Here is a 13393-nt window from a genome sequence, read left to right on the forward strand (position 1 = left end):
GAAATGAATATCGGGATCGGACTGGTGTGGCGCAGCTTTAGCAGAGTGTGGGATTATTGCAACCAGCCGGCCTGCTCCGCCCAACCCATTCACATTCCGAAGGAGAATGCTTCCATCCATGTTGGATTATCCCGCTTGGCCGCGCCGTCCCGGCGAGTTACCGATGGCCGGTGGACAACGCGCTCACCATCGCCGCCCTCAAGGCGCTGCGGCGGATCCTGCGCACCTCCGAGCTGGCCAACCGCCAGCTGGCGGTGGCGACCGGACTGACTCCGTCGCAGCTCCTGGTCCTTCACGAGATCGGGGAGCGGGAAGACGTCACGCCCACCGAACTGGCCGCGGCGCTCCAGTTCGGCCAGGCGACCATCACCAATATCGTCGACCGCCTCGAGGAAAGCGGGCTGGTCACCCGGCAGCGCAGCGCGCAGGACAAGAGGCGCGTGAACCTGGCGCTCACGAGCGCCGGTGCGCGCAAGATCGAGACGGCGCCGGACACGCTCCAGACGCGCTTCATCGAGCGCTTCGCGGCGCTGCCGGACTGGGAGCAGGCGATGATCCTCGCCGGCCTCGGCCGTCTCGCCGATGTCCTCGGCACCGACCACGACGCCGCGCCGCTGCTCGATTCGGGCGCCATCGACCGCAGCTCGGCGATCTGAACGGGTTCAGGCCCGGACCGCGAGGTCCCGCAGCCGGGCGCGCAGCCATTCGAGGCCCGGATCCTTCGCCCGGGCGGCGTGGAACTGCATCATCTCTCGCATCACCGGCAGCGGGATGGGTGGTTCGCCGATCGCGAGCGAAAGGCCGGGCGCGACCAGCCTCGCCAGCCGCTCGTGCATCAAGGCGAGGCGGAGCGTGCCGGGGAGCAGCCACGGCGCCTGGATGAAGGACGGGGCGATCACCTCGATCCGCCGGCGCGGCCCATAATCGCGCAGCACGCTCTCGATGAAGGTGTCGCGATCCGAGATCCTGACCGCGACATGGCCGGCGTCGAAGAACTCGCTTTCGGTCATCCGGCGGTGGAGCAGGGGGTTGCCCGACCAGCCGACAACGACGTGGCGTTCCTCGAACAGGAGCTCGCGCGGATGCTCCTGGCGCATGAACTGCTCGGGCGTCAGCAGCAGATCGAGATCGCCGTTCGCCAGGCGCTCGGCGCTGCCCTCGAACGGGAGCGACAGATCGAGGGCGATCCCGGGGGCCTCCCGCGCGAGCACGGTGAGCAAGGGCACGATCAGGACGGTGGTGATATAGTCCGAGGCCTCGATCCTGAAGCGGCGCTGCGAGGTGGCCGGATCGAAGGCGGTCCCCGCCGAGATCAGGCTGCGCAGGGCGAGGATCGCGGCAGAGATTTCCGGCGCCAGCTTCAGCGCATGCGCGGTCGGGATCATGCGCTTGCCGTGCTGCACGAGTATCTCGTCCTGCATGGCCTCGCGCAGCCGCTTGAGCGACGCGCTCATCGCCGATTGGGTGACGTTGAGGCGCCGCGCCGCGCGGGTGACGCTGCGCTCCTCGAGCAGCACGTCGAAGGCGACAAGGAGGTTGAGATCGAAGCTGTCGAGGCGCACGAACCATCGATAGCATTTGTGGATAACCAGAAAAACAAAAAATTGGACTGATGAAGCTGCGTCTGCGACCCCAGCATCCAAGCTCAAGGACAATGAGCATGAAGGGAGACGGGGATGCGCAAGGCCGCCTGGATCGGAACCGCAATGGCACTGGCTCTGGCCAGCCAGCCGGCATTGGCGCAGGACGCGCCGGTCCAGGACATCAGCGGCGATTCCAATCCCGCACCGGGCGATGCGGCGTCGGACGAGGGAATCAACGATATCGTCATCACCGCGCAGCGCCGCGCCGAATCGGCGCAGCGCGCGGGCATCGCCATCGACGTCGTCGCCGGCGACGAGGTGCTGACGCGAGGCATCACCCAGGCGACCGACCTCGGCACGATCGTGCCGTCGCTCAACGTCCAGGCCGCCGGCGGCGCCAATACCTCGATCTTCCTGCGCGGCGTCGGCAACTTCACCGTCAACGGCTATTCGGACCCGGCGACCGCCTTCAATTATGACGGCGTCTATGTCGGCCGCCCGACCTCGACGTCCGGCGTCTTCTACGATCTCGAGCGGGTCGAGGTGCTGAAGGGGCCGCAGGGCACCCTCTACGGCCGCAACGCCACCGCCGGCGCGATCAACATCCTGCCGGCGCGGCCGGAGCTCGGCGCGTTCTCGGGCTTCGCCACCGTCTCCTACGGCAATTACGATGCGCTGAACCTGCAGGGCGCCTTGAACGTGCCGATCGGGGCGAGCGCCGCCTTCCGCATCTCCGGCAACCTCGTCGAGCGGGACGGCTATCTCTCGGACGGCAGCTCGGACGAGGAGACGCAGGCGCTGCGCGCCCAGTTCCTGGCCGAGCTCACGCCCGAGCTGACGGTGCGGATCGCCGGGGACTACAGTCATACCGGCGGCATGGGCATCGGCTCCTCTTATGGCGGCCGCTACGCCTTCAACTTCCCGACCGGCGCCTACAGCTTCGTGCCCTCGGGGCTCGACCGCTCGACCGGCCTGTTCGATCCGGCCTCGCAGGCCTATCGCCAGACCCTGTTCCTCGGCGTCTCCGGGCGCAATGCCGCCCCGCTCGATCCCGACATCTACCAGGATAACGACTTTTACGGCCTCAATGCGGAGGTGACCTGGGACACCGGGATCGGCACCTTCACGATCATCCCGGCGTGGCGCCGCGCCAGCCTGGACTACAAGTTCGGCAACCCCGCCTTCATCGGCTATATCCAGGAGGAGGACGAGCAGTTCAGCGTCGAGGCGCGGCTGGCCGGGGACCGGATCGGCTTCCTCGACTACATCGTCGGGCTCTATTATTTCGACGAGCAGGTCGAGGGCGACTACACCTTCGCCCAGCAGGCGATCAACGCCTATCAGGAGTTCGAATCGAGCACCGAATCCTGGGCGGCGTTCGGCCGGCTGACCGCGAACGTCACCGACCGTCTCCGCGCGGTCGGCGGCCTTCGCTACACCCATGACCGCAAGAGGTTCGACGGCCAGGCGGACGTGTTCGTCGTCGTCTGCACCGTGCGCAACCCGTTCGGCGTGCCGAGCTGCCCGAATGTGCCCTTGCTGCCGGTGACCGACGATTTCACCGAACTGCAGCCGCCCTTCATCATCCCGCCGCCCGACCAGGCGCGGCCGATCGGCACGACCGGCGCCATACTCACCCGTCCGGTGACGCCGGTGAATTCGGGGTTCAGCAATGGCGAGGTGACCTGGCGCGCCGGGCTCGAATATGACCTCGCGCCGCGTTCATTGCTCTATGCGAGCGTCGAGCGGGGCTATCGCTCGGGCGGCTTCTCGCTGTCCGCCGGGCGCGAGACCTACGATCCGGAATATATCACCGCCTATACGATCGGGATGAAGAACCGGCTGCTCGACAACCGGCTTCAGTTCAACCTCGAGGCCTTCTGGTGGGATTATAGCGACCAGCAGATCGGCCGCATCGGCGTGGACGCGCGCGGCAACCAGGGCCAGTTCAGCCAGAATATCGGCCAGTCGACGATCAGGGGCGTCGAGATCGAGACGCAGTTCCTGCCCTTGCCGAACACTCTGCTCAGCGCCGACGTCCAATATCTCGACAGCGAATATGACAGCTTCGTCTATACCGAGCCGGTGAGCGCCTCCGGCGCGCCGCCGCTGACCGGCTGCCCGGCGACGCTTGCCGGCGGCGTGTGGACGATCGACTGCTCGGGCTTCCCGGCCTTCAACGCGCCGAAATGGACGGTCAATCTCGGCGTCCAGCAGACGATCGACATCGGCCGCTTCCAGCTGATCGGCAGCGTCGACACCCAATATAAGAGCGAGCGCTACGTGCAGGTCGACTTCCTGCCCGAGGAGCTGGTCCAGGACAGCTGGACCACCAACGCGCAGATCATGTTCGGACCGAGCGACGAGAGCTGGCATGTCGCCGCCTTCGTCCGCAACATCGAGAACGAGCGGGTGCTGGTGAACGTGCCGATCTACAATGCGGCGTCGAGCCTGCAGTACATCACCACCGCGCCGCGCACCTACGGCGTCCGGATCGGCTACCGGTTCTGAAGGGTCGATCGCGATGAGGCGTTCCCTGTTCCTGTTGCTGCTGGCACTGCCGACGGCATTGCTCGCCGCTCAAGGTCCGGCTCCGGAGCGGCCGCCCCAGGAGGATCGCTGGATCACGCTCGGCACCCGCGGCGGGCCGATCGCGAGCCCGATCCGGTCCCAGCCCGCCAATCTGCTGCTGAACGGCGGTCGGGCCTATCTGATCGATGCGGGGGACGGTACGGCCGGCCAGCTCGCCAAGGCGGGCGTCCCGGCGAACCGGATCCAGGCAGTGTTCGTCAGCCACCTCCATTTCGATCATACCGCCGGACTGGCCGGGCTGCTCGGACTGCGCTGGCAGACCAATGCGCCCAACCGGCTCAGGATCTACGGCCCGCCCGGCACGGCGGCTCTGGTCGACGGGCTGCTCGCGTCGATGGTACCGGGGACGACCGCCGGCTACGGCGTGCCGGGCACGCCCCAGGCCGATCCGCGGGGACAGGTCGAGGTGACCGAGCTGCGCGACGGCGCGACGGTCGCACTCGACGGGATGACGATCCGGGCGCGCAGCAACAGCCATTACAGCTTCGCTCCGGGGAGCGATCTCGCCGCGCGGTACCAGTCGCTGTCCCTGCGCTTCGACCTGCCCGGGCGCTCGATCGTCTATACCGGCGACACCGGCCCGAGCGCGGCGGTCGAGGCACTGGCGCGCGGCGCCGACCTGCTCGTCGCCGAGATGATGGACGTCGAGGACACGATCGCCAAGGTGAGGCTCGCATCGCCGGACCTCGACCCGCGAGCGGCGGCCGGAATGGAGGCGCATCTGCGCAACCATCATCTGCTGCCGGGAGACGTCGGCCGGCTGGCGGCGCAAGCGGGGGTCGGCGCGGTCGTCGTCACCCATTTCGTCGGCGCGGAGACGGGCAGCCCCGCCCATCTGGCTTACCTGCGCGAGATCGCCGAGCATTATGACGGGCCGGTCGTCATCGCCAACGATCTCGAGGGTTTCTGACCGTGCGCGAACTCCACATCCTCGTCGTCGGCGGCGGCATCGGCGGCCTCACCGCCGCGATCGCGCTGCGCCGGCACGGCCACCGCGTCATCGTGATCGAGAAGGACCCGGACTGGTCGGTCTACGGCGTCGGCATCATCCAGCAGGCCAATGTCATCCGGGCGATGAAGCAGCTCGGCCTGCTCGACGAGTATCTCGCCGCCGCGGTCGGCTTCGACAAGGTCGCGGTGCACGCGCCGGACGGGACCCAGGTCGCCCTGGTTCCATCGCCGCGCCTCACCGAAGGCTATCCCGCCAATGTCGGCATCGCCCGACCGGCGCTGCACAAGGTGCTGGGCGACCGGACGCGGGCGTCCGGCGCCGAGGTGCGGCTGGGAATCACCGCCGTGGAGATCGCCGATGACGGGGAGGGCGTCGGCGTCACCTTCTCCGACGGCAGCCAGGAGCGCTTCGACCTCGTCGTCGGCGCCGACGGCGTCTATTCGCAGACCCGCGCTCTGATCCTGCCGGACGCGCCGCAGCCGGAATATACCGGCCAGGCGGTGTGGCGCTACAATCTCCCGCGGCCGGCCGATCTCGACGCGCTCCACGTCTATAACGGCCCGACCGGGATCGGCCTGGTGCCGATGAGCCGCGAGCTCATGTACATGTACGTGACCACGCCGGAGCCGGGCAATCCGCGTCATCCGCGCGAGGGCCTGGCGGCGCGGATGCGCGCGCGGCTGGCCGCCGCCGCTCCCGCCATCCGCGAGCTCGCGCAATCGATCACCGACGACGAGGGCGTCGTCTACCGGCCGCTCGAGACGCTGATGCTGGACGGCCCCTGGCATTCGGGACGCATCGTCCTGCTCGGCGACGCGGTGCACGCGACGACGCCGCATCTCGGCCAGGGCGCCGGCATGGCGATCGAGGATTCGATCGTGCTCGCCGAGGAAATCTCGACCGGGGAGACACCGGCGCAGGCCTTCGCCGCCTATCGCGGCCGCCGCTTCGAGCGCTGCCGCTACATCGTCGAGAATTCGCTGGCGATCTGCCGCGGCCAGCTCGGCCAGGGGCCGCCGGTCGACAATGCCAGAGCGACCGCGGAGATGTTCCAGGTCACCGCCCAGCCGATCTGACCGTAGCCGAAGGAAATGTGATGAGCCGAGTGACCGAAATCCGCTATGTCGGCTACGGCGTCGAGAATTTCGACGCGGAGCGGAAATTCTACGCCGACGACTGGGGCCTGGTCGAGGTCGCCGCCGAAGAGGGCCTCGCCTGGTTCAAGACGCACGGCCATGACGAGCATCATGTCCTGCGGCTGCATGCGAGCGGGACCAACTGCATCGAGGTGATCGCGCTCGCCGCCGACAGCCGGGAGGATGTCGAGACGCTGCATCGGCGCGTTGCCGAAGCGGCATGCACCATCGTCCACGCCCCCCGGGACCTGACGTCGCCGGGCGGGGGCTACGGCTTCCGCTTCTTCTCGCCCGACGGCCTGCCGTTCGAGGTCTCGGCCGACGTAGCGCCGCTCGACAAGAGGGCGATGGCGCGCTGGGAGGGCATGCCGGTCAAGATCAGCCACATCGTTCTGCATTCGCCCGACCACAAGGCGATGGTGAAGTTCTTCACCGACGTGCTGGGCTTCCGGGTGTCCGACTGGCTCGGCGACTTCATGTGCTTCCTGAGGTGCAACTCGGCGCATCACCGGATCGCCCTGCTGCCCGGGCCGCCCTGCCTCAACCATGTCGCCTACGACATGCTGACGGTCGACGACATGATGCGCGGCGCCAACCGGTTGCGGAAGAGCGGCACCGACCTGCGCTGGGGACCGGGCCGGCACACCGCCGGCAACAATACGTTCAGCTATTTCTGCACGCCCAATGGCTTCGCCGTCGAATATACCGCTGAGCTGGAGGAGGTCGATTTCGAGCATCACCAGGACCGGGTGTACGAGCCGGCGCCCTTGGTGATGGACCAATGGGGCGTGGGCACGGGCGGGCCGCAGACCATGCCCAAGCCCGAGGCCGATCCCTGCCTGTTCCGGCCGGCGGGGATCTGACGCGTGGCCCTGTTCGAGTATTTTCCGAACTATATCTGGAACCTGTCCGTCGCGATCGCGATGGAGAGCGGCGCGCAGATCGGCGAGATCATCGACATGTGCCGGCCGATCAAGGATGCGGCGGACAGTGGCGCCGATGCCGGCACGCCCCAGTTCATGGCGCAATGGGTGGCGATGGCGGACAGGCTGATCGCGCTGGCGGACGAGGACGAGGCGCAGGGACGCGCCTTCTCCGCGTCGGACAAGCTCGAGCGCGCCGCCCTCTACACGCTCGTCGCCGAGCGGATGCAGGGGCACGGGCACCCCGGCCGGCCGGAAACCTACAAGCGGGCGCGCGAGGCGTTCGATCGGTCGACCGGGCTCGGCCGGATCAATCGCGAGCGCGTGGAGATCCCGCTCGACCAGGGGACGATGCCGGCGCTCTACACGCGGGCGGCGGGGGAAGGGCCGCACCCGGTCGTGGTCTATTGCAATGGCCTCGACAGCTGCAAGGAGCTGCTCTTCTGGTCGCGGCTGCCGGAGGCGCTGGCGCGGCGGGGCATCTCCACGCTCTGCGTCGACCAGCCCGGCACCGGGGAGGCGCTCCGGCTGCAGGGACTGCCGGCGATCCCCCATAGCGAGCTCTGGGCGTCGAAGGCGATCGACTGGCTTGAAGGGCGGCCGGAAGCCGATGCCGCGCGAATCGGGATGACCGGCATCTCGCTGGGCGGGCATTTCGCGCCGCGGGCGGTCGCCTACGAGCCCCGCTTCGCCAGCGGCGCCTGCTGGGGCGCGAACCACAATTGGGCCGAAGTGCAGCAGAAGAGGCTCAGGCGCGAAGGCGAGAATCCGGTGCCGCATTACTGGAACCATGTGATGTGGGTGTTCGGCGCGAGCGATATGGCGGATTTCCAGCGCAAGAGCGCCGACATGAACCTCAACGGGCACATGGACCGGATCAAGGTGCCGTTCCTGGTCACCCACGGCGCCAGCGATCGCCAGATCAGCGTCGACTATGCGCATCAGGCCTACGAGCAGCTGGTCAACGCGCCGCGGCGCGAGCTCAAGATCTTCACCGAACGCGAAGGCGGGGTCGAGCATGTCGGCGCCGACAACATGGCGTTCGGCCGCGACTATATCGCCGACTGGTTCGCCGAGACGCTGGGCGGCCGCACGGCGTGAGCGCGCTGGCCGGCAGCCCGCCGCCGACCGACCTGCGGATCGGCCGGGAGGCGTTGGTCAGCGGCGCGATCAATGCCGTCCTCAGCCTCGCCTTCTTCCTGCTCGCGTTCGACGCCTGGCAGGCGGTCGCGGTCTGGGGCGTGGGCGGCTATGTCATGGATTTCCTGCCGCAGAGCTTCGCGATCGGGCTTATGGCGACCCTGGTGCCCGGGCTGCTGGCGCGGCGCAGGCTGGGGCGGACGCGTCGCGTGCCTTCGGCGGGGTCGGTGATGGCCCGTTCGCTGGCGCATGCGCTTCTTGCCCTGATGGTTGGGGGCGTCTTCTGGGCGGCGGCGGCGTGGATATCCGGGGGCGTGATGATGGGGTGGTCGCCCGCCTTGGCGATCAAGCTGATCTACGGCGGCGCGCTGGGCGCCGCCGTGACCGCGCTCAGTCTGCGGCGGATGCTGGGCTGAAAGAGGATGTAACGAGATCCTCCCCTGCAAGGGGAGGATCGGCAGTGTTCACGGGAGAATGACATGGAAACGAGAAAAGTCCGCCGCGTGATCACGGGGCACGATCCGGCGGGCCGGGCGATCATCCAGGAGGACGGGCCGGTGCCGCGGGTCCAGCGTATCGGCGGCGAGAGCGGGCCGGTGTTCCACGAGGTCTGGAACACGCGCGCCACGCCGGCGCCGATCGACGCCGCGTCGGGCGAGCCGGCCGAGGAGGGGATCAGGCTCGCCCCGCCGAAGAACGGCACCCGCATCCGCGTGCTCGACATCCCGCCCGACGATCCCGGCCTGGCGGAGACGACGGCCGAGCAGGCACGCGCCCATTTCGCCGAAGTCGGGGCCGCCGGGGCCGCCTCGCACAGCGGCGAAGGCTCGCGCCATGCCCACATGCACCGCACCGAGACGATCGACTATGGCATCGTGCTCGAAGGCGAGCTCGTCCTCATCATGGACGAGGGCGAGACAGTGGTGCGGGCCGGCGACATCGTCGTGCAGCGCGGCACCAACCATGGCTGGGCCAACCGCTCCGACCGGAACTGCCGGATCGCCTTCATCCTGATCGACGGCGAATATGACGAAGCGCTGAGGAAGTAAGGGGAAAAGGTGCGATGATCCTGGCGACGCTCAAGGACGGAACGCCGGACGGGCGGCTGATCCTCGTCTCGCCGTCTCACGACCGCTACGCGCCGGCGCCGGTCGCGACGCTGCAGCAGGCGATCGAGCGCTGGGATTCCGTGGCGCCGGAGCTGTCGCGGATCGGCGACTTTCCAGACGCGCTCGACCCGCGGCGGCTGGCGGCGCCGCTGCCGCGCGCCTGGCAGTGGCTCGATGCCAGCGCCTATCCGGCGCATGGCGACCTCATGGACAAGGTGTTCGGCATAGAGAAGCCGAAGATCGACTTCCCCTTGATGTATCAGGGCGCGTCGGACCGCTTCTACGGCCCGAACGACGACGTGCCTTTTCCGTCCGAGGATCTCGGCATCGACTTCGAGGGCGAGTTCGGCGTGATTGTCGATGCCGTGCCGATGGGCACGTCCGCCGAGGCGGCGATGGGGCACCTCAAGCTCATCGTGCAGATCAACGACTGGTCGCTGCGCGCGCTCGCCGGTCCGGAGATGCGAACCGGCTTCGGCTGGGTCTGGGCCAAGCCCCATTGCAGCATGGCGCCGTTCGCGGTGACGCCGGACGAGCTGGGCGAGCAGTGGCGCGACGGGCGGGTCTGCCTGGACCTTCACGTCGACTGGAACGGCGAGCGCTTCGGCGCCGCCAATGGCGCGCCGATGCAATATGGCTTCCACGAGCTGGTCGCCCGCGCCGCCCGCACCCGCGCCCTCGTCGCGGGAACGGTGATCGGCTCCGGCACCGTCTCGAATGCCAATTTCCGGGACGTCGGCTCATCCTGCATCGCCGAGCGGCGCGGCATCGAGATCGTCGACAGCGGCGAAGCGCGAACCGGCTTCATGCGCTTCGGCGACCGGGTGCGGATGGAGGCCAGGACTCGCGACGGCCGATCGCTTTTCGGCGTCATCGACCAGCGGGTGGTCGGGGGCTGAGGCGCGCTGCCGTCCGCGCGGCGGCGAAACGCCGTCGGCGAGCGCCGCGGGCCTCGCCAAGCCTCAGGTCACCTTTCGATAGGCGATGAAGCCGAGCGCGAACATGATCACGGCGATGATCACCGCCAGCCAGAACAGGATCTTGGCGATGTCGATGAAGGCCCCGGCGAGGCCGCCAAAGCCAAGCACCGCCAGAACCAGGGCAATAACAGCGAAGATCACGGCCCATTTCAGCATTTTCCAGTCCTCCCGTTCAGCAAGATCGGCATCAAGAGGCCAGTGACCAGGCAAGCTTCGAGACGATGATCCCGGCCGCGCTGCCCATGAAACTCGAGCCTGTCTTCTTCCATTTCGTGCCAACGAGGCGGAGCGGCCTTGGTTCAGATATCGGGTTCGGGGGCGGACGACGTTCCTGCGGCGGCGGGCCGCTTGCCAAGCCGGCCCAGGGGCGGCGATAGACGGGCCATGTGTGTCTTGGCCTTCGCATGGTGCGCACATCCCCGCTGGCGGCTGGTTGCGGCCGGCAATCGCGACGAGCTTCATGCCAGGCCGGCCGACCCGCTGGCACGCTGGGCGCGGCCGGACCGTCTGATCGCCGGACGCGACCGGCAGTCGGGCGGGACATGGATGGGCGTGTCCGAGCTAGGATGGTTCGCCGTCGTCACCAACTTGCGCGGCTTCGGCACGCCGGAGCCAGGCCGCTCCTCGCGCGGCGCCCTCGTCACCGACCTTCTGGCCGGAGAGGGCCGGTTTGCCGATCCCGACCGGGCGGACCTTTCCACGTTCAACCCGTTCAACCTGATCTTCGCCGATGCCGGCGAGGCGCGCTTCCTCTCCAACCGGCCCGAAACCCTCCGCAGCCGGCTGGCGCCGGGGATTTACGGTCTGTCCAACGGTGCGCTCGACGAGCCCTGGCCGAAGACCTTGCGGCTGAAGGCGATCCTGCTCGACTGGATCGTCGGCGGCGCCGCAGGCCCGGAAGCTCTGCTCGAGGGCCTTGGCGAAGAGAGACTGCCGGATGTCGGGATCGCTTCGGCGGTGCCGTCGGATGCGCCCTTCGAGCCGGCCCAGTCGCCGATCTTCATCCGCCACCCCGTCTACGGGACAAGGTGCAGCACCGTCGTGGCGGTGGACACGGAGGGCCGGGGGACGATCGTCGAGCGCCGCTTCGACGCCGCTGGAGAGACGGTGGGGGAGACGGCGCTGGACTTCTCCTGGGCCGGCTAGGCCGTTCGCGCCGGCCGCCGGCGATGCCCCTCCCGCAGGGAGGGGCACCTTGGCTCACATGTCCGCGGCGGTCGGGCGGACGATGATCTCGTTGACGTCGACGCCGTCCGGCTGCTCGAGGGCGAAGCGGATGGCGCGGGCGATGGCGTCGGGAGTCAGCGCCTTCTTGCGCCATTGCTGGAGGCCGGCCGCCACGTCCGGATCGGTGATGTCGTGGCCGAGCTCCGTATCGACGACGCCGGGCGAGATGATCGTCGCGCGAATCTCGTCATGCTCCTGGCGCAAGCCCTCGGTGATCGCCCAGACCGCAAATTTGGTGCCGCAATAGACCGCCGCCGTCGGCAGCACGATGTGGGCGCCGACCGAGGCGACGTTGACGAAGTGGCCCGAGCGCCGAGCGAGGAAGCGCGGCAGCAAGGCGGCGATGCCGTTGAGGACGCCGTGGATGTTGACGTCGATCATCCGCTTCCACTCGTCGCGTTTCAGGGCGGCGAGCGGCGACAAGGGCATGATCCCGGCATTGTTGACCAGCGCATCGACGCGGCCGAACCGGGCCTCGGCGGCCGCGGCAAAGGCATCGAAGCTGGCGGGGTCGGCGACGTCGAGCGCGTGCCAGGCGACCTTCTCGCCCAGCTCCTCCGCCAGCGCCTGGAGCCGCTCGGTCCGGCGGGCGCCGATGAACAGCCGTGCGCCGGCCGCGGCGAGCTCGCGGACGGTCGCTTCGCCGATGCCGCTCGAGGCACCGGTGACGAGTACGATCCTGTCGGTGATTCCAGTCATGGTCACTCCTTTCGTTCGGGGTGACCCCGAAATGCCTCCCAAGGAGCGGGAAGCGTTAGAGCGATCGGCCGGATTGCTTGCACGATCCTCCAATTCGCGCGGGCCAAGCTTGCGGAATTGCTCGGCGGCGTGAGAAGCAAGAGCATGGAAAGCCTCTCCCAACTTGCCGCGCTCATCCGGCGCCACGCACCTGATCCAGGGGTAAGCGGAACCCGGATGAGCCGGCTATGGCTGGTCCGATCCGATCATCCCACCGTGCCGGTGCCCGCCGTCTACGAAGCCTCGCTTTGCCTGATCGCCCAGGGCTCCAAGCGCGTATCGATCGGCGACCACAGCCTCGTCTACGACGCCTCGCGCTATCTGCTGGTGTCCGTCGACCTGCCGCTGGTCGGGCATGTGATCGAGGCGAGCCCGAGCGAGCCCTATCTATGCTGCAAGGTCGATCTCGACCTGGCGGCGCTGGCCGACCTGGTCATCGCCGAGGGCCGAAAGCCGCGACCGGCGGACCTGCCGGCGCTGGCGGTCTATCCGGGCGATCCCGACCTGGTCGATGCGGTCTGCCGGCTGGTCAAGCTGCTCGACCGGCCGGAGAGCATCGCCGCGCTGGCACCTTTGATCGAGCGCGAGATCCTCTACCGGCTGCTCGACGGGCCGCACGGGGCGATGCTGCGGCATATGGCGGCGGCGGACAGCCGCCTCGCCCGGGTCGCCCGCGCCATCGCCTGGATCCGCAGCCGCTTTCGCGACGCGCTGCGCATCGACGAAGTCGCCGCGGCCGCGGGGATGAGCGCTTCCTCGCTGCATGCGCATTTCAAGGCGGTGACGAGGATGACGCCGCTCGAATATCAGAAGCAGCTGCGCCTCCAGGAGGCGCGGCGGCTGATGCTGGCCGGCGGCGCCAATGCCGGATCGGCTGGCTTCGCCGTCGGCTATGACAGCCCGTCGCAGTTCAGCCGCGAATATCGCCGCCTGTTCGGCGCGCCGCCGCGGCGCGACATCGAGCGTCTGCAGGCGGGGGAGGATTATGTGGGCGCGGTGTGAGCGGCACGATC

At 68.5% G+C, this 13393-nt stretch carries 14 protein-coding genes; 11 read left to right on the top strand and 3 right to left on the bottom strand.

What is annotated here, in order from left to right; genetic code table 11:
* Positions 1–170: 170 nt before the first annotated feature.
* Complete coding sequence (locus tag DDE10_RS01475) at positions 171–656, top strand: MarR family winged helix-turn-helix transcriptional regulator (protein WP_114950949.1); 486 nt, start codon at positions 171–173, stop codon at positions 654–656.
* A 6-nt stretch (positions 657–662) separates the two neighbouring features.
* Here DDE10_RS01475 and DDE10_RS01480 read toward each other — a convergent pair whose 3' ends face one another.
* Entirely contained in the window at positions 663–1562 is a 900-nt protein-coding gene (locus DDE10_RS01480) for a LysR family transcriptional regulator (protein ID WP_114950950.1), read from the bottom strand.
* A 114-nt stretch (positions 1563–1676) separates the two neighbouring features.
* Between DDE10_RS01480 and DDE10_RS01485 the strand changes: the two genes are divergently transcribed.
* From DDE10_RS01485 to DDE10_RS01520, 8 genes are all read left to right on the top strand, one after another.
* Positions 1677–4094 (top strand): TonB-dependent receptor, encoded by a 2418-nt coding sequence (locus tag DDE10_RS01485; protein WP_114950951.1) that lies wholly within the window; start codon positions 1677–1679, stop codon positions 4092–4094.
* Positions 4095–4107: 13 nt separating this feature from the next.
* A complete protein-coding gene (locus DDE10_RS01490; RefSeq protein ID WP_114950952.1) occupies positions 4108–5085 on the top strand; it encodes an MBL fold metallo-hydrolase in 978 nt (325 codons plus the stop codon).
* A gap of 2 nt (positions 5086–5087) precedes the next feature.
* Positions 5088–6203, top strand: coding sequence for an FAD-dependent oxidoreductase (locus DDE10_RS01495; protein ID WP_114950953.1), 1116 nt, complete (start codon positions 5088–5090; stop codon positions 6201–6203).
* 20 nt (positions 6204–6223) lie between these two features.
* Positions 6224–7126 (top strand): VOC family protein, encoded by a 903-nt coding sequence (locus DDE10_RS01500; protein ID WP_114950954.1) that lies wholly within the window; start codon positions 6224–6226, stop codon positions 7124–7126.
* 3 nt (positions 7127–7129) lie between these two features.
* On the top strand, positions 7130–8287 hold the full coding sequence (locus DDE10_RS01505; RefSeq protein WP_114950955.1) for an alpha/beta hydrolase family protein: 1158 nt from the start codon (positions 7130–7132) through the stop codon (positions 8285–8287).
* Complete coding sequence (locus tag DDE10_RS01510; RefSeq protein ID WP_114950956.1) at positions 8284–8742, top strand: hypothetical protein; 459 nt, start codon at positions 8284–8286, stop codon at positions 8740–8742. The genes DDE10_RS01505 and DDE10_RS01510 overlap by 4 nt, the downstream gene beginning before the upstream one ends.
* A 63-nt stretch (positions 8743–8805) precedes the next feature.
* On the top strand, positions 8806–9375 hold the full coding sequence (locus tag DDE10_RS01515; RefSeq protein ID WP_114950957.1) for a cupin domain-containing protein: 570 nt from the start codon (positions 8806–8808) through the stop codon (positions 9373–9375).
* 14 nt (positions 9376–9389) lie between these two features.
* Positions 9390–10334: a fumarylacetoacetate hydrolase family protein gene (locus DDE10_RS01520; protein WP_114950958.1), complete on the top strand. Its 945-nt coding sequence runs from the start codon at positions 9390–9392 to the stop codon at positions 10332–10334.
* A 63-nt stretch (positions 10335–10397) separates the two neighbouring features.
* Here the strand turns inward: DDE10_RS01520 and DDE10_RS01525 are convergent, their stop codons facing one another.
* On the bottom strand, positions 10398–10571 hold the full coding sequence (locus DDE10_RS01525; RefSeq protein ID WP_114950959.1) for a DUF1328 domain-containing protein: 174 nt from the start codon (positions 10569–10571) through the stop codon (positions 10398–10400).
* A 228-nt stretch (positions 10572–10799) separates the two neighbouring features.
* Between DDE10_RS01525 and DDE10_RS01530 the strand changes: the two genes are divergently transcribed.
* The gene (locus tag DDE10_RS01530; RefSeq protein ID WP_114950960.1) at positions 10800–11561 is read left to right on the top strand and encodes an NRDE family protein; all 762 of its coding nucleotides are present in this window, start codon (positions 10800–10802) and stop codon (positions 11559–11561) included.
* A gap of 54 nt (positions 11562–11615) precedes the next feature.
* On the opposite strand, the gene DDE10_RS01535 is transcribed toward DDE10_RS01530, so the two are convergent.
* Entirely contained in the window at positions 11616–12341 is a 726-nt protein-coding gene (locus DDE10_RS01535; RefSeq protein WP_114950961.1) for an SDR family oxidoreductase, read from the bottom strand.
* A 144-nt stretch (positions 12342–12485) separates the two neighbouring features.
* Here DDE10_RS01535 and DDE10_RS01540 point away from each other — a divergent pair, with 144 nt between their 5' ends.
* Positions 12486–13382 (top strand): AraC family transcriptional regulator, encoded by an 897-nt coding sequence (locus DDE10_RS01540; protein WP_114951671.1) that lies wholly within the window; start codon positions 12486–12488, stop codon positions 13380–13382.
* Positions 13383–13393: the final 11 nt, after the last annotated feature.

It is taken from the genome of Sphingosinicella terrae (genome assembly GCF_003347635.1).
Lineage (GTDB): Bacteria > Pseudomonadota > Alphaproteobacteria > Sphingomonadales > Sphingomonadaceae > Allosphingosinicella > Allosphingosinicella terrae.

What these genes read in the sequence shown, in the direction of transcription:
- DDE10_RS01485 (WP_114950951.1), top strand. Translation starts at nt 1,677, where the DNA reads ATGCGCAAGGCCGCCTGGATCGGAACCGCAATGGCACTGGCTCTGGCC.
- DDE10_RS01490 (WP_114950952.1), top strand. Translation starts at nt 4,108, where the DNA reads ATGAGGCGTTCCCTGTTCCTGTTGCTGCTGGCACTGCCGACGGCATTG.
- DDE10_RS01500 (WP_114950954.1), top strand. Translation starts at nt 6,224, where the DNA reads ATGAGCCGAGTGACCGAAATCCGCTATGTCGGCTACGGCGTCGAGAAT.
- DDE10_RS01515 (WP_114950957.1), top strand. Translation starts at nt 8,806, where the DNA reads ATGGAAACGAGAAAAGTCCGCCGCGTGATCACGGGGCACGATCCGGCG.
- DDE10_RS01520 (WP_114950958.1), top strand. Translation starts at nt 9,390, where the DNA reads ATGATCCTGGCGACGCTCAAGGACGGAACGCCGGACGGGCGGCTGATC.
- DDE10_RS01525 (WP_114950959.1), bottom strand. Translation starts at nt 10,571, where the DNA reads ATGCTGAAATGGGCCGTGATCTTCGCTGTTATTGCCCTGGTTCTGGCG.
- DDE10_RS01530 (WP_114950960.1), top strand. Translation starts at nt 10,800, where the DNA reads ATGTGTGTCTTGGCCTTCGCATGGTGCGCACATCCCCGCTGGCGGCTG.
- DDE10_RS01535 (WP_114950961.1), bottom strand. Translation starts at nt 12,341, where the DNA reads ATGACTGGAATCACCGACAGGATCGTACTCGTCACCGGTGCCTCGAGC.
- DDE10_RS01540 (WP_114951671.1), top strand. Translation starts at nt 12,486, where the DNA reads ATGGAAAGCCTCTCCCAACTTGCCGCGCTCATCCGGCGCCACGCACCT.